General features: G+C 47.0%; 26 protein-coding genes. 3 read left to right on the forward strand and 23 right to left on the reverse strand.

The window, feature by feature from the left end:
* Window positions 1-64: 64 nt before the first annotated feature.
* The 23 genes from infA to rpsJ are packed head-to-tail and all read right to left on the reverse strand — an operon-like array spanning window position 65 to window position 10,698.
* Window positions 65-283: a translation initiation factor IF-1 gene (infA, locus tag EAO33_RS04685; protein ID WP_104752187.1), complete on the reverse strand. Its 219-nt coding sequence runs from the start codon at window positions 281-283 to the stop codon at window positions 65-67.
* Window positions 283-1,044 (reverse strand): type I methionyl aminopeptidase, encoded by a 762-nt coding sequence (gene map, locus EAO33_RS04690; RefSeq protein WP_120945451.1) that lies wholly within the window; start codon window positions 1,042-1,044, stop codon window positions 283-285. The genes infA and map overlap by 1 nt, the downstream gene beginning before the upstream one ends.
* Complete coding sequence (gene secY / locus EAO33_RS04695) at window positions 1,044-2,303, reverse strand: preprotein translocase subunit SecY (RefSeq protein WP_120945453.1); 1,260 nt, start codon at window positions 2,301-2,303, stop codon at window positions 1,044-1,046. The genes map and secY overlap by 1 nt, the downstream gene beginning before the upstream one ends.
* Entirely contained in the window at window positions 2,300-2,704 is a 405-nt protein-coding gene (gene rplO / locus EAO33_RS04700) for a 50S ribosomal protein L15 (protein WP_120945455.1), read from the reverse strand. The genes secY and rplO overlap by 4 nt, the downstream gene beginning before the upstream one ends.
* Before the next feature lie 8 nt (window positions 2,705-2,712).
* The gene (rpsE, locus tag EAO33_RS04705; protein WP_120945457.1) at window positions 2,713-3,153 is read right to left on the reverse strand and encodes a 30S ribosomal protein S5; all 441 of its coding nucleotides are present in this window, start codon (window positions 3,151-3,153) and stop codon (window positions 2,713-2,715) included.
* Window positions 3,154-3,161: 8 nt separating this feature from the next.
* Window positions 3,162-3,518: a 50S ribosomal protein L18 gene (gene rplR, locus EAO33_RS04710; protein ID WP_120945459.1), complete on the reverse strand. Its 357-nt coding sequence runs from the start codon at window positions 3,516-3,518 to the stop codon at window positions 3,162-3,164.
* Window positions 3,519-3,527: 9 nt separating this feature from the next.
* The gene (rplF, locus tag EAO33_RS04715; protein ID WP_120945461.1) at window positions 3,528-4,064 is read right to left on the reverse strand and encodes a 50S ribosomal protein L6; all 537 of its coding nucleotides are present in this window, start codon (window positions 4,062-4,064) and stop codon (window positions 3,528-3,530) included.
* A 9-nt stretch (window positions 4,065-4,073) separates the two neighbouring features.
* Window positions 4,074-4,469, reverse strand: a complete 396-nt coding sequence (gene rpsH / locus EAO33_RS04720; protein ID WP_120945463.1) for a 30S ribosomal protein S8 — start codon at window positions 4,467-4,469, stop codon at window positions 4,074-4,076.
* A gap of 9 nt (window positions 4,470-4,478) precedes the next feature.
* On the reverse strand, window positions 4,479-4,664 hold the full coding sequence (locus EAO33_RS04725) for a type Z 30S ribosomal protein S14 (protein WP_120945465.1): 186 nt from the start codon (window positions 4,662-4,664) through the stop codon (window positions 4,479-4,481).
* Window positions 4,664-5,209, reverse strand: coding sequence for a 50S ribosomal protein L5 (gene rplE / locus EAO33_RS04730; protein ID WP_120945467.1), 546 nt, complete (start codon window positions 5,207-5,209; stop codon window positions 4,664-4,666). The genes EAO33_RS04725 and rplE overlap by 1 nt, the downstream gene beginning before the upstream one ends.
* Before the next feature lie 5 nt (window positions 5,210-5,214).
* Entirely contained in the window at window positions 5,215-5,442 is a 228-nt protein-coding gene (gene rplX, locus EAO33_RS04735; RefSeq protein WP_120945469.1) for a 50S ribosomal protein L24, read from the reverse strand.
* On the reverse strand, window positions 5,442-5,810 hold the full coding sequence (gene rplN / locus EAO33_RS04740; RefSeq protein WP_120945471.1) for a 50S ribosomal protein L14: 369 nt from the start codon (window positions 5,808-5,810) through the stop codon (window positions 5,442-5,444). Before rplN ends, rplX begins: the two co-directional genes overlap by 1 nt.
* A complete protein-coding gene (rpsQ, locus tag EAO33_RS04745) occupies window positions 5,807-6,070 on the reverse strand; it encodes a 30S ribosomal protein S17 (protein ID WP_120945473.1) in 264 nt (87 codons plus the stop codon). Before rpsQ ends, rplN begins: the two co-directional genes overlap by 4 nt.
* Before the next feature lie 3 nt (window positions 6,071-6,073).
* On the reverse strand, window positions 6,074-6,286 hold the full coding sequence (gene rpmC / locus EAO33_RS04750) for a 50S ribosomal protein L29 (RefSeq protein WP_120945475.1): 213 nt from the start codon (window positions 6,284-6,286) through the stop codon (window positions 6,074-6,076).
* Window positions 6,273-6,698: a 50S ribosomal protein L16 gene (gene rplP, locus EAO33_RS04755; RefSeq protein WP_120945477.1), complete on the reverse strand. Its 426-nt coding sequence runs from the start codon at window positions 6,696-6,698 to the stop codon at window positions 6,273-6,275. Before rplP ends, rpmC begins: the two co-directional genes overlap by 14 nt.
* A gap of 2 nt (window positions 6,699-6,700) precedes the next feature.
* On the reverse strand, window positions 6,701-7,405 hold the full coding sequence (gene rpsC, locus EAO33_RS04760; protein WP_120945479.1) for a 30S ribosomal protein S3: 705 nt from the start codon (window positions 7,403-7,405) through the stop codon (window positions 6,701-6,703).
* Window positions 7,406-7,735 carry a 50S ribosomal protein L22 gene (gene rplV, locus EAO33_RS04765; RefSeq protein ID WP_120945481.1) on the reverse strand — a complete coding sequence of 110 codons (330 nt, stop codon included), beginning with the start codon at window positions 7,733-7,735 and terminating at the stop codon, window positions 7,406-7,408. It abuts the gene before it with no gap.
* Between the two features lie 30 nt (window positions 7,736-7,765).
* Complete coding sequence (gene rpsS / locus EAO33_RS04770) at window positions 7,766-8,047, reverse strand: 30S ribosomal protein S19 (protein ID WP_120945483.1); 282 nt, start codon at window positions 8,045-8,047, stop codon at window positions 7,766-7,768.
* Between the two features lie 2 nt (window positions 8,048-8,049).
* The gene (gene rplB, locus EAO33_RS04775; RefSeq protein WP_120945485.1) at window positions 8,050-8,880 is read right to left on the reverse strand and encodes a 50S ribosomal protein L2; all 831 of its coding nucleotides are present in this window, start codon (window positions 8,878-8,880) and stop codon (window positions 8,050-8,052) included.
* 9 nt (window positions 8,881-8,889) lie between these two features.
* The gene (locus EAO33_RS04780; RefSeq protein WP_120945487.1) at window positions 8,890-9,171 is read right to left on the reverse strand and encodes a 50S ribosomal protein L23; all 282 of its coding nucleotides are present in this window, start codon (window positions 9,169-9,171) and stop codon (window positions 8,890-8,892) included.
* Between the two features lie 10 nt (window positions 9,172-9,181).
* Entirely contained in the window at window positions 9,182-9,790 is a 609-nt protein-coding gene (gene rplD / locus EAO33_RS04785) for a 50S ribosomal protein L4 (protein ID WP_120945489.1), read from the reverse strand.
* A gap of 11 nt (window positions 9,791-9,801) precedes the next feature.
* The gene (gene rplC, locus EAO33_RS04790; RefSeq protein ID WP_120945491.1) at window positions 9,802-10,374 is read right to left on the reverse strand and encodes a 50S ribosomal protein L3; all 573 of its coding nucleotides are present in this window, start codon (window positions 10,372-10,374) and stop codon (window positions 9,802-9,804) included.
* Between the two features lie 9 nt (window positions 10,375-10,383).
* Window positions 10,384-10,698: a 30S ribosomal protein S10 gene (gene rpsJ / locus EAO33_RS04795; protein ID WP_120945493.1), complete on the reverse strand. Its 315-nt coding sequence runs from the start codon at window positions 10,696-10,698 to the stop codon at window positions 10,384-10,386.
* 141 nt (window positions 10,699-10,839) lie between these two features.
* On the opposite strand from rpsJ, the gene EAO33_RS04800 reads away from it, so the two are divergent.
* Genes EAO33_RS04800 through EAO33_RS04810 form a run of 3 tightly spaced genes read left to right on the forward strand, consistent with a single transcriptional unit; the run spans window position 10,840 to window position 14,288 of the window.
* A complete protein-coding gene (locus EAO33_RS04800) occupies window positions 10,840-11,901 on the forward strand; it encodes an ATP-binding protein (protein WP_120945495.1) in 1,062 nt (353 codons plus the stop codon).
* A 31-nt stretch (window positions 11,902-11,932) separates the two neighbouring features.
* Window positions 11,933-13,018: a flavodoxin-dependent (E)-4-hydroxy-3-methylbut-2-enyl-diphosphate synthase gene (ispG, locus tag EAO33_RS04805; protein WP_120945497.1), complete on the forward strand. Its 1,086-nt coding sequence runs from the start codon at window positions 11,933-11,935 to the stop codon at window positions 13,016-13,018.
* Window positions 13,005-14,288 (forward strand): 2,3,4,5-tetrahydropyridine-2,6-carboxylate N-succinyltransferase, encoded by a 1,284-nt coding sequence (locus tag EAO33_RS04810; protein ID WP_120945499.1) that lies wholly within the window; start codon window positions 13,005-13,007, stop codon window positions 14,286-14,288. Before ispG ends, EAO33_RS04810 begins: the two co-directional genes overlap by 14 nt.
* Window positions 14,289-14,444: the final 156 nt, after the last annotated feature.

The raw sequence follows: 14,444 nt of genomic DNA on the forward strand, positions 1-14,444 counted from the left end.
ATCTCCTATATAGTCTTTAGGCAAAACCCCTATTCTAGCCACCTTTGGTTAGAACTAACTTAAATCACTTGTAGCGAAAGGTGATCCGCCCCTTGTCCAAGCTATAGGGCGTGAGCTCTAAGCGCACCCGATCGCCTAGGGCTATGCGGATATAGTGCATGCGCATTTTCCCCGAAATGCGGCATAACACAATATGCTTATTGTCTAATTCCACCTTGAAAGTGGCGTTGGGCAAACACTCGATCACTTTCCCATCTACTTCTATCACATCATCTTTTGCCATCAAGCCTCCGTTAAAATTTGCGCCTTTTTGCCCACCATCGCGATGGTATGCTCATAATGGCTGGTGCGCAAGCCATCCACAGACACCACACTCCATTTATCTGCTAAAATTTTAGGCTCCCCTTGTTTTTGGCAGATCATAGGCTCTATACAAAACACCATGCCCTCTTTGATCTTAGGACCACTATTGGGCTTACTAGAGGGTTCTAGGTAGTTAGGGATAGAGGGTTCTTCATGAGGCTTGCGCCCAATCCCATGCCCGCAAAATTTTTCTAAAGGCACAAAGCCCTTTTGTCTAATAAGAGTTTCTAAAATATGGCTAAACTCTTTAAAACGCATCCCCACCTCTAGGCAAGCAATCCCCTCATAAAGCGTGTCCTTAGCGCAAGCAATCAGAGCTTGATCCTCTTGGGCAACCTCTCCCACGCCTAAAGTGATCGCTCCATCACCAAACCACCCCTGCATTTGTGCGCCCAAATCCAAGCCTACAATGTCCCCACTTTGTAATCTGTAGTCTGTGGGAATGCCATGAATAGCCACTTCGTTAAGCGAGGTACAAAGCGTGTTAGGAAAACCATATAACCCTTTAAAAGCGGATTTTGCATTGAGTTTATGGAGGTGTTCTTCAGCCAAAGCGTCCAGCTCCAACAAGCTCATGCCCACTTGGATTTTTTCACGCAATAATGCGAGAGTTTGCCCCACCACAGCCCCCGCTCTGCGCAAAGCCTCAATCTCCTTAGAGTTGCGGATGGCGATCGCCATCAAAAGCCCACTGCGCTCAAGGTTTTATACTTACTCATATACACCTGTGCCTCGATCTTTTTCATCGTGTCAATGGCTACTTGCACCACAATGAGCACCGCCGTGCCCCCAAAATAAAAGGGCACACCCATCGCCTTGACTAAAATCCAAGGCAGGGTAGAGATAATTGCCAAATACAAAGAGCCCCAAAAAGTCAAGCGACTAGCCACGGTGTTTAAGAAATTTGAAGTCCCCTCTCCGGGTCTAAGCCCTGCGATAAATCCGCCATTGCGCTTTAAATTATCCGCGATGTCTTTAGCGTTAAAGACAATGGAGGAATAAAAGTAGGCAAAGAAGATAATGAGCAAAAACATTAAGATATTGTAGGCGTAACCATGCGGGTTGAGAAAATCTGCAACAGCCTGTAAAATCTTATTGGAGGAGGCTTGCAAAATGGTAGAGGGAAAAACCAGCAAGGCAGAAGCAAAGATGGGAGGGATCACTCCGCTTAAGTTGAGTTTAATGGGGATGTAATTCATGATGCGCTTGTTTTGGTTTTGCATCATCACTTTACGGGCGTAAGAGATGGGAATGCGTCTTTCAGCCAACTCTACATAGATGATCGCAAAGATAGTCGCTAGGACAATCACCACAATCCCAATTAAGACTAAAATATTGATAACCCCCGTATTGACCAAGTTAAAAGTCCCTGCAATAGCAGAGGGGATGCCAGATACAATGCCTGCAAAGATGATAAGACTAATCCCATTACCCACGCCCCGCTGGGTGATCTGCTCGCCAATCCACATTAAAAGCATTGTGCCCGTGAGCATGGAAAAGGTGGCTAAAATCAAAAAAGTTTGCATGGACACCATGATCGCCCCATTAGCCCCATGCCCAATGCTACGCAAGCCAAAGGAAACACTAATGGCTTGGATAATGGTGATCCCAATAGTCGCATAGCGCACGATCTGCATGTATTTTTGCATCCCATCGCGCTCTTTTTTCATCTTAGCCAAATTAGGAAAAGTCGCGCTCAAAAGCTCCATAATAATAGAAGCCGTGATATAGGGCATGATCCCCAAAGAAATAATGCTCAAGCGCGAAACCGCATTCCCACTAAACATGTTGAAAAGCCCTAGCGCGTTGCTAGAATTGCTATCAAAAAAGGATTTAATGGCGGCTAGATCCACCCCGGGGATGGGGATGTAAGCTAACACCCTATAGAGAAACAAATACCCTAGGGTGATAAAAATCTTGGTGGCGATGGCTTTTGTCATTTTTGGTCGCTGGTGCGAATTCTCTCATCTTGGATTTTAGAGGCAAGCTCCTTAGCTCCCGCCCCAATGAGTTTAACTTTCTCAATGTAAGAGGGAAATGGATGCACTTTTTTAATGAGTTCCAAACTCAAGGTTTCCAACTCAAAAACCTCTTTGTGCTTTTCCACATTGATCGCATACACAACCCCCCTAGTGCGGCTTTTAAAGCCCACCTTAGGCAAACGGCGTTGCAAGGGCTGTTGCCCCCCTTCAAACCCGCGTTTTTGTTTGTAACCTGTGCGCGCAGTTTGTCCCTTACCTCCCCTTGTGGCAGTCTTGCCCATTCCAGAGCCCTGCCCTCGACCTACGCGCTTGGTGTGCTTGACACTCCCCTTTGCGGGGTGTAATTTTTCCAATGCCATAAAAACTCCTATCCCTTGATTTTAGAAAGCGCATCAAAGGTAGCGCGCACCACATTATAGGGGTTGTTAGACCCTAAAGATTTTGTCAAAATATCCTTAATACCGGCTAACTCGATCATGGGGCGTGTCGAACCTCCAGCGATCACGCCCGTCCCCTCAGAGGCAGGTTTGAGCAAAATGCGACTCGCATTGTATTTGCACTCGATGTCATGGGCGATGGTTGTGCCCTTGATCTTGACTTCAATGATGTTTTTAAACGCGTCATCAATAGCCTTTTTGATCGCATCGGGCACTTCCTTAGCCTTACCCAAGCCAAAGCCCACAAGCCCATTTTTATTACCCACAACCACCAAAGCGTTAAAACGAAAACGCCGCCCGCCTTTGACCACTTTGGTAACACGCCCGATATTCACCACCACTTCTGAAAACTCTTCTTTGTTGATCTGCATGCTAATCCTTAAAGCGCGATTTCTTGCTCACGCAAAGTTTCTGCAAAAACAGCCACCACGCCATGGTATAAATACCCATTGCGATCATAGACCACCTTATTGATGCCCTTTTGTTTCAGACTTTCTGCAAAGATGAGCGCGAGTTTTTTGCTATCCTCTACATTTTTCCCCAGCCCTAATTTTTTGCCATCTACATGCGCTAAAGTCGCGTGCGCGTTGTCATCAATGGCTTGGGCGTAAAGGTGTTTGTTGGATCTAAAAATGCTCACACGGGGACGCTCCTGCGTGCCAAAAACTTTAGAGCGCACCCGCATTTTGCGCTTGGCTCTTTGGAGTTTTTTCTTTGCTAAAATGCTTGCTGTCATGCTCACTCCTTATTTTTTAGCCGTCTTACCAGCTTTGCGTAAAATCACTTCATCACTGTATTTAATGCCCTTGCCCTTGTAGGGTTCAGGGGGGCGGTAAGCACGAATATCTGCGGCAAGCTGCCCGATTTGTTGCTTATTGCTCCCTTTTAGGGTGATGGTGTTTTTATCCACTACCACCTCCACGCCTTCAGGGATGGGGTGTTTGACTGGATGGCTAAAACCTAGAGTGAGCTCTAAGACCTTGTGCCCTAAAGCCGCTTTATAGCCTACGCCATTGATCTCTAGAGTCTTGCTAAAGCCCTTGTCTAGTCCCACCACAATATTATTAGCCAAAGCGTTGTAAGTCCCCCAAAACGCCTTGCTCTGCGCGCCCTCTCCTATGGGTTCAAAGCGCAAAGAATCGCCCTCTAGCACAATCCCCACACGCCCGTGTGTCTCTAAAGTTTGGCTGGTTTTATTGTTCTTAAAATGCAAGCAAGTCCCCTCTGCACTCACCTGCACCCCGCTAGGGATTTTGATCACTCTCTTACCAATTCTTGACATGCCACACTCCTACCAAATGCTACAAAGCACCTCACCGCCTACATTTTGCTTGTAAGCTTCCTCATTGGTGATCACGCCCTTAGAAGTGCTGACCACAATCACACCATACCCATTTTTAAAGCGTTTGAGTTCGCTAGCCTGTTTGTAGAGTCTGCGCCCCGGTTTGCTCAAGCGTTTAATCTCACTAATGAGCGCACGCCCCTTGTCATCATAAGCCAATTCCACAGAGATGAAGTCTTTCCCTTCTTTTTGCACCACTTGGTAATTAGCGATGAAACCCTTATTTTTGAAAATTTCTAAGATAGACACCACGATTTTGGCATAATACAACTCTGTAACCTCTAAACGGCGCATACTCGCGTTCCGAATGCGTGTTAAAGAATCCGCAACAATATCATTCACCATGACGACCCCTTACCAACTAGCTTTTCTAAGACCGGGAATCAAGCCCTCACTGCCCATTTTCCTCAAGCAAACCCGGCATAAACCGAAGTCTTTGTAGACAGAGCGAGGTCTCCCACAGATATTACAACGGGTATAAGCGCGCGCCTTGAACTTTGCCTTTCTGTGGGTTTTTGCAATCATTGATTTTTTAGCCATTAGCGCCCTTTTGCAAAGGGCATTCCGAGCAACTCTAGCAACTTAAATGCCTCCTTATCGTTATTTGTAGAAGTGATGATGGCGATGTTGAGTCCATGGGTTACCATGATGTCATCATAAACCACCTCCGGGAAAATTAACTGCTCATTTAAACCAAAACCATAATTCCCCCGCCCATCAAAACCATTCCTAGACACCCCTCTAAAGTCTTTCACTCTAGGCAGAGCGATCACGATCAATTTCTCCAAAAAGTTAAACATAACCCTATTTCTAAGCGTTACTTTTACACCCACTGCCATATTTTCACGGATTTTAAAGCCCGCTACGGATTTTTTGGCTTTGGTGATCACTGCCTTTTGTCCGGCGATGAGCGAAAGAGTTTGGGCGATGTTTTGCATGATCTTAGCGTCTTTAGCATAATCCCCCGCCCCTACACTGAGCACAATTTTTTCCAGCTTAGGCAAGAGCATGGGATTTTTGATCCCTAACTCCTCTGCTAATTTCTTTTTTACCTCTTTTTCATAGAAGTTTTTCAAGCCGTCCATCGCGCCTACTCCTTCTCTTTTTTAACATTGGAGATGTGCATAGGCATCTCTTTAAAAGTGTGCCCACCTTTAGGGTTATCGTCCGTGGGTTTGATGGCTTTTTTGACCAATTTACAACCCTCTACTACAAGTTGAGATTTCTTAGGGAACACGGCAAGCACCTTGCCCACCTTACCCTTGTCATCTCCGGCGATCACTTTAACCATGTCGTCTTTTTTAATTTTGCATTTCATTAGAGAACCTCCGGAGCCAGCGAGATGATTTTCATAAAGTTAGCATAACGCACCTCTCGACTCACAGGACCAAAAATGCGTGTGCCTACCGGGTCGCGCTTGGCATCCAAGATCACAGCAGCGTTATCATCAAAGCGAATCAGCGAACCATTAGGGCGTTGCACTTCTTTTTTGGTGCGCACAATCACCGCCTTAACCACCTGCCCTTTTTTGACTTTACCATTAGGGATCGCTTTTTTCACAGAAGCGACAATCACATCGCCCACGCTCGCATAGCGTTTATGACTCCCTCCTAAAACCTTAATGCACATAATTTCTTTGCCCCCGCTATTATCCGCAACGACCAATCTTGTGAAACTCTGTATCATGAAACTCCTTTCACCAAAATGTCTTTCAGCGCAAAGGTTTTGGTTTTAGAAACGGGCTTGCATTCCACCGCGCTCACAAAATCCCCCACTTGGCATGCGTTCTTCTTGTCGTCAATGGTGTATTTTTTAAAGCGTTTGACGATCTTGCGGTATTTGGCATGCAAGACTTTTCTCTCCACTAAAATCACGGCACTACAAGCATCAATCTTATTGATCACCTTCCCTTGAATGGTGCGCTTGTGGGGTTGTTTAGATTCCATACTCTACCTCTTTTCCACCAAATGCACACCCGCCTTCATTTGGCTTAAAGCGGTGTGGATACGCGCGACATCCTTGCGCGTCTTTCTGATCTCGCTTGGGTTACTCAGTTGCATGGTCTTGAGTTTGACACGCAACTCAAAGAGCTCCAGTTTTTTGTCCTTCAGCATTTTCTCTAACTCCTGTCTGCCCTTGCCCTCTAGCTCAGTAAATTTCATTTTCGCTCTCTTTGGTTACAATTTTTGTCCTAAAGGGGAGTTTGCGCTGGGCTAAAGCTAAAGCCTCTCTAGCCAAGCTCTCCTCAATTCCTAGCATTTCATAAACAATGCGCCCGGGTTTGATATTCATCACCCATTTTTCCACAGAACCCTTCCCCTTACCCATCCGGGTCTCTAAGGGTTTAGCGCTCAAGGGCTTGTCAGGGAAAACGCGAATCCACACTTTCCCCGCTCTTTTAATATGGCGCGTCATGGCTACCCGTGCGGCTTCAATTTGGCGCGAATCGATGCGTCCGTGTTCTACAGCCTTGATTCCAATATCCCCAAAGGCAAGCTTGACTCCGCGCGCACATTTGCCCCGATTTCTGCCCTTCATCTGCTTGCGGTATTTCGTTTTCTTAGGCATCAACATGGCTATTCTCTCCCTCTTCTAGGGCGTCTATTTACCCTCTCTTCGCTTTCTTCCTCGCGTTTTTCTGTTTGGATACCTTTTTGCAAAACCTCGCCTTTAAAGATCCAAACTTTAACCCCGATGATCCCATAAACCGTCATCGCTTCTGCAAAACCATAATCGATTTTAGCCCGCAGAGTGTGCAAAGGCACGCGCCCCTCCATATACCACTCTGTGCGCGCGATCTCAGCCCCAGCTAAACGCCCCGAAACGCGCACCTTAATGCCACGCGCCCCAGACTTCATAGCCGTTTGCATGACCTTTTTCATCGCGCGTCTAAAAGCTACGCGTTTTTCTAGCTGGGTGGCGACATTCTCGGCACACAACTGTGCGTCCGCTTGGGGGCGTTTCACCTCTTTAATATTCACAGAGATTTCTTTTTTAATCAACTCTTTCAAAGAGAGTTTGATCTTTTCAATATCCACGCCCTTTTTACCGATGATAAGCCCGGGTCTAGCAGCCACCACAGTGATACGCAATTTCTTAGCAGCGCGCTCGATGACGATCTCACTCACCCCCGCATAATAGAGTTCTTTTTTTAGGAATTTACGGATTTTGTAATCTTCTTCAATGTTACTCACCGTGTCCTGTGCTCCGGGAAACCATCTAGAAGCCCAGTTTCTATTGATCCCCAGTCTCAAACCAATTGGATTAACCTTTTGACCCATCTACTTCTCCCCTCCTTGCTTGCCCACTTTGACTAAAATGTGCGATGTAGGTTTTCTAATAGCTGTAGCTCTGCCTCTAGCACGGGGCATGTGGCGTTTGAGCACGGGACCTGCATCCACACGGCAACTTAATACAGACACAGATTTAGAATCATACCCGCCATTATAGACCGCCGCGCTAATCACCCTAGAGAGAAGCCTAGCAGCTTTATTGGGGGTGAACTCCAAGCGCGCAATCGCTAACTCTGCATTCATACCCTGGACTTGTCTAGCTAACAGCCTAGCCTTAGTGGGCGAGAGCCTGCTGTATCTAAGTAACGCCGTGCTCATTTGTTTTCCTTTGTGTGGTGGTGTGCCATGCTACTTGCCTATCTTCTTTTGCACTGTGCCCTTGTGCCCTTTGAAAGTGCGTGTGGGCGCAAATTCACCTAATTTATAGCCAACATGGTTTTCTGTGATATAAACGGGGATAAAAATCCTGCCATTATGCACGCTATAAGTCAAACCAATCATTTCGGGCAAAATGGTGCTACGGCGCGACCAAGTTTTAATGGGCTTATTGTCTTTTTTGGCTTTGTGTTTTAGCGTTTTTTCCATGAGGTGTTTATCAATAAAGGGACCCTTTTTAATCGACCTTCCCATCGCTACTTACCTTTCTTTCGTGAAATAATCAGGCGATCACTGGCTTTTTTGCGTCTAGTTTTATAGCCTTTAGTGGGCATGCCCCATGGTGATACGGGGTGTCCGCTAGAGCCAGTTTTGCCCTCCCCACCCCCATGGGGGTGATCGACTGGGTTCATGGCACTTCCGCGCGTCTGGGGGCGCACGCGTTTATAGCGGTTGCGCCCAGCTTTGCCAATGCTAGTGTTAATGAAATCCTCATTGCCCACTACACCAATACTTGCCATGCATTCGCTCAAGATGTAACGCATTTCACCACTGGGCATGCGCAAAATCGTGTATTTGCCCTCTCTACCCATGATTTGCGCGCTCATCCCAGCACTGCGTGCCAGCTGTCCGCCCGCTCCCGGGTGCATCTCAATATTATGCACGATGGTCCCAATGGGGATACTCCTAAGTTTCATCGCAAAACCCACTTTAATGTCTAAGCCCTCCTCTGCAGCTACAACCACATCTCCCACTTTCAAACCACTAGGTTGTAAAATATAGCGTTTGTCTCCATCGGGATAAACCACTAAGGCGATACGGGCGTTACGGTAAGGATCGTATTCAATGGTTGCCACCTTGCCCTCTATGCCAAATTTATTGCGTTTAAAATCGATGATACGATAGAGCCTCTTAGCTCCCGCCTCTTTATGGCGGCTGGTGATCTTGCCACTGTGGTTTCTACCCGCGTGGGCGGGGAGTTTGATAAGAAGCTTTTTGACACTGGGTTTTGCGCTGATGTCTTTAGAATCCAAACCGCTCATAAAGCGGCGGCTGGGGGTGTAAGGTTTGTAAGTTTTAATTGCCATGCTCTATCCTTATGCGCTCAAAGCGGTGATATTGGCATCTTTAGGGAGCTTGACATAGAATTTCTTCGTGCCAACGCGTTGCCCCAATCTGCCCCTAAAGCGTTTGATTTTCCCTTGTTGCCTCAGCGCGTTGATCTTTAGGGGCACAAACCCAAAGTAATCTTTGAAGATAGCTTTGAGTTGGTTTTTGCTCACCCCCATTGCGGTTTGCACTACAATCACCCCGCTTTCTTGCATGGATAAAGATTTTTCTGTATAAAGAATGGATTTGATGTCAGTGATGTCTGCCATGCACTCTCCTTTAAGCTGTTACAAGCGTCTCAAACGCTGCTTTTTCCACCACAACCGCGCTGTAGGTTGCAACAAGATAGGCATCAACTTCGCTTGTTTCTACTACATAACAGTTGCGTAAATTCCTAAAAGCTAGGTAGTTATGCTCCTCTAGGCGTTGTGTGATCACCAACACATCCCTTTGTTGCAAGCTTTGCAAAAACGCGTGCGCGTCCTTAGTCTTTTGGCTAGGGACATCAATCTTATCTACCACGAGCAATTTCTCTGCTAACGCCTTTTGTCCTAAGGCGTATTCTAGAGCCAGTTTTTTCTGCTTTTTGTTGATCTTGAGATCATAATTGCGCGCGTTAGTGGCTCCGTGGGACACGCCACCGCCCACAAAGATAGGAGAAGTGATACTCCCAGCGCGCGCACGCCCCCCACCTTTCTGATTCCAAGGTTTTCTACCCCCCCCACTCACTGCGCCACGATTTTTAGTTTGCGCGTTATTAGCCCTAGCTTGGGCGCGGTAATATTTGACATACAGATACAAATTGTGCTCTTTAATCTCTTTAAAGCGCGCGGGCAGGTCTAATTCCCCTATCTGCTGGCATTTTTGATCCAACACTCTTGCTTTCATGCTCTCCCTTTCTATTTAATGGCGATCCTGCCATAGGCTCCGGCATAACCCACCACAGAACCTTTTAACACCAAAATTTTACTTTCTTTATCAAAAGAGAGCACCTCATTGTGGCAGGTTACTTTTTCATTCCCATAATGCCCTGCCATTTTCTTGCCCTTTTGCACGCGTCCGGGCCACTCTCTATTCCCAATAGAGCCCAAACGACGGTGAAAACGGCTTCCGTGTGCGGCAGGTCCGCCTTGAAAATTCCACCGCTTCATCGCGCCACTAAACCCGCGCCCCTTAGTGTAAAAAGTCGCCTTAACGCGCTTGGCATCTTCTAAGGGCTCTAGAGGTAGATCGCCCAACTCGGCTACTTGGGCGTTAAGAGTGGCAAAATGGTTAAATTCCTTGCTTAAATTGTATTTTTTCTGTTGCCCGGCAATAGCCTTATTGTGAGTCTTGTGCAAGGGATAGGCGACTAAAACCTGCTGATCCTTGATTTCACACACCTTGCTATCTAGGACTTTGAGTAGGGTTACTGCCATACTCTGCGTCCCCACAACCCTACTCATGCCAATTTTTTGCACCAAATATTCCATCTGTATCCTTTACTTACCCTCTATGGAAGTTACTTCTACATCCACCTCAGGGGCTAAATCCAATTTCATCAAGCTATCCACAGTTTCAGGCGTAGCTGACATAATGTCAATTAAACGGCTATGCACGCGGATTTCAAATTGCTCTCGAGAATCTTTATTGATGTGGGGGGATCGTAAAACGGTGTAGCGTCTATTGCGCGTGGGTAGGGGAATGGGACCCCTAATCTCTGAACCCGATCGCTTCACGGCCTCCACAATCGCCAGCACCGATCGATCCAACACCCTATGATCGTAAGCCTTGAGTTTCAAGCGTATCTTTTCCATGTTTCCTCTCTGTGGGCTTTCAAATTAAAAGCTCCGATTCTAAACAAAAAGTGTTCACAAGTCAAGCACTAAGCCTATTTCTAGGCATTTCTTACTCTAATATTTTCCTTGTTAAAAGGAAAATATGCTAGGATTGATGCCATGTTAGATGCGATTTTGCAAGAGGGCTTTAAGCATGCCCTAGCCCAATCACCAGCTAGGTCTTTTGCCACCACTTCTGCTAAACTCTTGCTCTATGGGAGTGCTAAAGTGGGTAAGAGCGCGTGCGCGTTGGGACTAGCGCGGGGCTTCAAGCACCCCATTTATGTAGATGGACATGACACGCGTCTAGAAATGCCCCAGCTTGAGGACGCGCTTTTAAAGCTCTATTTGGAAAACAAAATGGACATTTTGATCGCCAAGCACTGCCCTAGAGACCTTCGTTTACCCCCTTTGGCACGCACTATTTTGATCCAATTTACCCCCACACCCCTGCCCCAGGGTTTTAGCGCACAAGCGATTTCGCCCTTGAGTTTCACGCAATACATGCAAGCCCACAAGGGCGAAGCCCTAAGTTCCCTATTTGCGCGCTTTCTCAAGGCGGGTAATTGCCCGGCTACCTTGCACTTGAACCCCTCTCAAAATCTCTACCGCACCCAAGAGATTTACAAACTCTTCTTGGGGACGCAATTCCCCCTTTTTAAAGCCCTGTTGCGCTTCCAAGCCTTAAATATCACCACGCATCATCTCTATACCCAGCTTAAAAAAACTCTCAAACTCTCTAAGGACACCTTTTATGCTTTCATGCATTTCTTGCAAGAGAGTCAGAGTATTTTTCTTATTCCCCACTACAACGCTCCCACAAAACCACGCAAACTCTATTTTGGTAACTTCGCCCTGCCCTACGCTCTAACCCCCACCCACCACCTCCCCTGTATCTTTGAAAACATGGTTGCCCTAGAGTTAATGCGCCACTTCAAGCAACTTTACTACCAACACCCCTTTTTAATCGCCCACTCTTTTTACTTTTTCCCTCTAGCCTTCCCCTCCCAAGAACACCTAGATCACAAACTTACCTCTCTTTTAAAACTCACCCCTCCTAAACATCTCTTTATCATCACGATCAATTTTGAAAAACTTGGCAGGGTGGGCACATTGCCCTACCACGCTTGCAGCTTTAGCCGCTTTGTCTTAGAAATTTTGCCCACCCTAGGGGCAAATTAGCTATAATGCCCCAAAAAGTTAAGGATATCTTTTGCGCCCGCGTGTGCCAACCAAACAAATTTCTATTGGGTCTGTAGCCATTGGGGGTAATGCCCCCATTAGCACCCAAAGCATGACCTTTAGCAAAACGCATGATCTTAGAGCAACCAAGAGCCAAATCGATCGCTTGAAATTAGCCGGGGCGGATTTAGTGCGCGTGGCTGTGCCCCATAAAAAGGACGCACTCGCACTCAAAGAGCTAAAAAAGCTCTCTTGCTTGCCCCTCATCGCGGACATTCATTTTCATCACCAATTTGCTTTGATCGCCGCTGAGAGCGTGGATGCAATCCGCATCAACCCGGGCAATATTGGATCGCATGAGAAAATCAAGGCGGTCGCTCAGAGTTGCAACGCGCGTAATTTGCCCATTCGTATTGGGATCAATGGGGGGAGCTTAGAAAAACAATTTGAAATCAAATACGGGGCGACCCCTGAAGGGATGGTGCAATCTGCCCTATACAATATCAAGCTTTTAGAAGACGCGGGCTTTAATAATATCAAGGTGTCGCTAAAGGCTAGTGATGTGGAGCGCACCATTCTAGCCTACCAGCAGCTGCGCCCCCTAGTGTCCTACCCTTTTCATTTGGGGGTTACGGAGGCGGGGAGCTTGTTTCACTCCAGCATTAAAAGCGCGATGGCTTTGGGGCAGTTATTGCGTGAGGGGATTGGAGATACGATTCGCGTCTCTATCACTGGGGAGCTAGAGGAGGAGATTCGCGTGGCTAAGGCGATCTTGCGCTACAGCGGACGGCAAAAAGAGGGCATTACCTTTATCTCTTGTCCCACCTGTGGGCGTATTGAGTCCGACCTAGTGGCTTTGATGAGTCAAGTGGAGCAACGCCTAGCCCATGTCAAAATCCCTCTAGATGTGAGTGTGATGGGCTGTGTGGTCAATGCCTTGGGCGAAGCCAAGCATGCTGACATCGCGATCGCCTTTGGCAAAAAAAGCGGACTGATTATCAAAAAAGGCAAAGTGATCCACAAACTCCCCGAAGATCAGTTATTAGAAACCTTTGTCAGCGAAGTGCAAAATCTTGCTCTAGAAAAACAAAAAGAGGATATATATGCAGAAATTTAAACTATTTGTGAGCGATTATCAAAACTCCCCTAACTACAGAAAACCCCTAGCCTTTGGGATCGCTAAGATCGCGCGCGGGCAAAAGAGCGCTAAACCCCTATGTGCCACCTTTCCGGTTTTAAATTGGGGTGAGGAGTGCTTGGGTTCTTATGCGGTTTTCATGGAGGCTATTAAGCACGCTAGCCCCTTATACGCGCAAGAAGAGGGCAAGATTAGCGAGGTGGTTTATGGGATTGACAAGAACTTTATTTACAAAGCTCTAGAACTCTACGCCCCTTTTTTGCAAGAGGTGTTGCACAATAAAAATAGCCACAAGAATATCAAGGTGGTTTTAGAATTAGCCCGCGCGCTGGATCGCCATCAACTCTACACTACTAAAGTGCATGAGGTACATCCTAGTTGTGAGATCGCCACCAAAGAGCACACCCCAACCCTAGCCACACACTACCACCACAATTACCATTTGGTGGTGATCTATGAGGATAAACCTTGTGCTAGCTTGGAGAGTGCTTACATGAAATTGCTAGCCCTCTCTTTGGGTAAAGCCCCTTTGCGTTCTTTGAATTTAGAGGGCATTTTCTCCCTCCTGCCCAATGTAGCTTGGAGCGCTAATAGTGCCTATGAATTAGAGTGGCTCAGAGAAGAAGAAATCACTTTGAAAATGCAAGATCAATACCCCTGCATTGATTTCATAGACAAATTCCCCCGCTACTTGATGCAAGTTTTGCCCCAAGTAGATAGCATCCGTCTGCTAGACAGCGCAAAAACGCGCTTTGGAGCGTATTTAGGCAAGGGGGGTTATACCCAAATGCCCGGAGCCAGCTATATTAATTTCAATGCCGGCGTGGAGGGGGCTTGCATGAATGAGGGGCGCATTAGCTCCTCTGTGTTGGTAGGGGAGGGAACAGACATTGGCGGGGGGGCGAGTGTGCTAGGCGTGCTCTCTGGGGGTAATAGCCAGCCCATTAGCATTGGTAAAAATTGCCTATTAGGGGCTAATTGCGTGCTGGGCATTAGCTTGGGAGATGGTTGCATTGTGGACGCGGGAATCGGGATATTAGCAGGAACTATTTTTGAGATCAACCCTAAGAGCGCGCAGGAACTCCAGAAAATTAACCCCCATTTCACTCCCAAGCCTGAGGGTCTTTACAAGGGCAAAGAACTTTCCGGGTTACACGGCTTGCATTTTAGACAGGAGAGTCAGAGTGGGAAAATGCTTGCCCTAAGAAGCGTGCGCAAGATCGCCCTCAATGAAAGTTTACACCGCTAGTTTTATGTTAAAATGGGGACTTGAAGTCATCTAAGGGGTTTGCATGAAGGCGTGGATTTTCAAGGCGTGGTTGGGCTATTTGGCTTGTGCGCTTTTTCTCTATGGGGCTGATCCTACCCCTAGCCAAACCCCCCCGGTAGCTCCCCCTTTGCCCCC

It is taken from the genome of Helicobacter labacensis, from assembly GCF_003660285.1.
GTDB classification, from domain to species: domain Bacteria; phylum Campylobacterota; class Campylobacteria; order Campylobacterales; family Helicobacteraceae; genus Helicobacter; species Helicobacter labacensis.

What these genes read in the sequence shown, in the direction of transcription:
- rplO (WP_120945455.1), bottom strand. Translation starts at nt 2,704, where the DNA reads ATGGCATTGGAAAAATTACACCCCGCAAAGGGGAGTGTCAAGCACACC.
- rplC (WP_120945491.1), bottom strand. Translation starts at nt 10,374, where the DNA reads ATGGAATATTTGGTGCAAAAAATTGGCATGAGTAGGGTTGTGGGGACG.
- EAO33_RS04810 (WP_120945499.1), top strand. Translation starts at nt 13,005, where the DNA reads ATGCAGAAATTTAAACTATTTGTGAGCGATTATCAAAACTCCCCTAAC.
- map (WP_120945451.1), bottom strand. Translation starts at nt 1,044, where the DNA reads ATGGCGATCGCCATCCGCAACTCTAAGGAGATTGAGGCTTTGCGCAGA.
- rpsE (WP_120945457.1), bottom strand. Translation starts at nt 3,153, where the DNA reads ATGCAGATCAACAAAGAAGAGTTTTCAGAAGTGGTGGTGAATATCGGG.
- rplD (WP_120945489.1), bottom strand. Translation starts at nt 9,790, where the DNA reads ATGAAAGCAAGAGTGTTGGATCAAAAATGCCAGCAGATAGGGGAATTA.
- rpsS (WP_120945483.1), bottom strand. Translation starts at nt 8,047, where the DNA reads ATGGGAAGGTCGATTAAAAAGGGTCCCTTTATTGATAAACACCTCATG.
- rpsQ (WP_120945473.1), bottom strand. Translation starts at nt 6,070, where the DNA reads ATGGAATCTAAACAACCCCACAAGCGCACCATTCAAGGGAAGGTGATC.
- rpsC (WP_120945479.1), bottom strand. Translation starts at nt 7,405, where the DNA reads ATGGGTCAAAAGGTTAATCCAATTGGTTTGAGACTGGGGATCAATAGA.
- rplX (WP_120945469.1), bottom strand. Translation starts at nt 5,442, where the DNA reads ATGAAATGCAAAATTAAAAAAGACGACATGGTTAAAGTGATCGCCGGA.
- infA (WP_104752187.1), bottom strand. Translation starts at nt 283, where the DNA reads ATGGCAAAAGATGATGTGATAGAAGTAGATGGGAAAGTGATCGAGTGT.
- rplE (WP_120945467.1), bottom strand. Translation starts at nt 5,209, where the DNA reads ATGGACGGCTTGAAAAACTTCTATGAAAAAGAGGTAAAAAAGAAATTA.
- rplP (WP_120945477.1), bottom strand. Translation starts at nt 6,698, where the DNA reads ATGTTGATGCCTAAGAAAACGAAATACCGCAAGCAGATGAAGGGCAGA.
- EAO33_RS04780 (WP_120945487.1), bottom strand. Translation starts at nt 9,171, where the DNA reads ATGGCAGACATCACTGACATCAAATCCATTCTTTATACAGAAAAATCT.
- EAO33_RS04800 (WP_120945495.1), top strand. Translation starts at nt 10,840, where the DNA reads ATGTTAGATGCGATTTTGCAAGAGGGCTTTAAGCATGCCCTAGCCCAA.
- rplR (WP_120945459.1), bottom strand. Translation starts at nt 3,518, where the DNA reads ATGACAGCAAGCATTTTAGCAAAGAAAAAACTCCAAAGAGCCAAGCGC.
- rpmC (WP_120945475.1), bottom strand. Translation starts at nt 6,286, where the DNA reads ATGAAATTTACTGAGCTAGAGGGCAAGGGCAGACAGGAGTTAGAGAAA.
- rpsJ (WP_120945493.1), bottom strand. Translation starts at nt 10,698, where the DNA reads ATGGAAAAGATACGCTTGAAACTCAAGGCTTACGATCATAGGGTGTTG.
- rplV (WP_120945481.1), bottom strand. Translation starts at nt 7,735, where the DNA reads ATGAGCACGGCGTTACTTAGATACAGCAGGCTCTCGCCCACTAAGGCT.
- rplB (WP_120945485.1), bottom strand. Translation starts at nt 8,880, where the DNA reads ATGGCAATTAAAACTTACAAACCTTACACCCCCAGCCGCCGCTTTATG.
- rpsH (WP_120945463.1), bottom strand. Translation starts at nt 4,469, where the DNA reads ATGGTGAATGATATTGTTGCGGATTCTTTAACACGCATTCGGAACGCG.
- secY (WP_120945453.1), bottom strand. Translation starts at nt 2,303, where the DNA reads ATGACAAAAGCCATCGCCACCAAGATTTTTATCACCCTAGGGTATTTG.
- rplN (WP_120945471.1), bottom strand. Translation starts at nt 5,810, where the DNA reads ATGATACAGAGTTTCACAAGATTGGTCGTTGCGGATAATAGCGGGGGC.
- rplF (WP_120945461.1), bottom strand. Translation starts at nt 4,064, where the DNA reads ATGTCAAGAATTGGTAAGAGAGTGATCAAAATCCCTAGCGGGGTGCAG.
- EAO33_RS04725 (WP_120945465.1), bottom strand. Translation starts at nt 4,664, where the DNA reads ATGGCTAAAAAATCAATGATTGCAAAAACCCACAGAAAGGCAAAGTTC.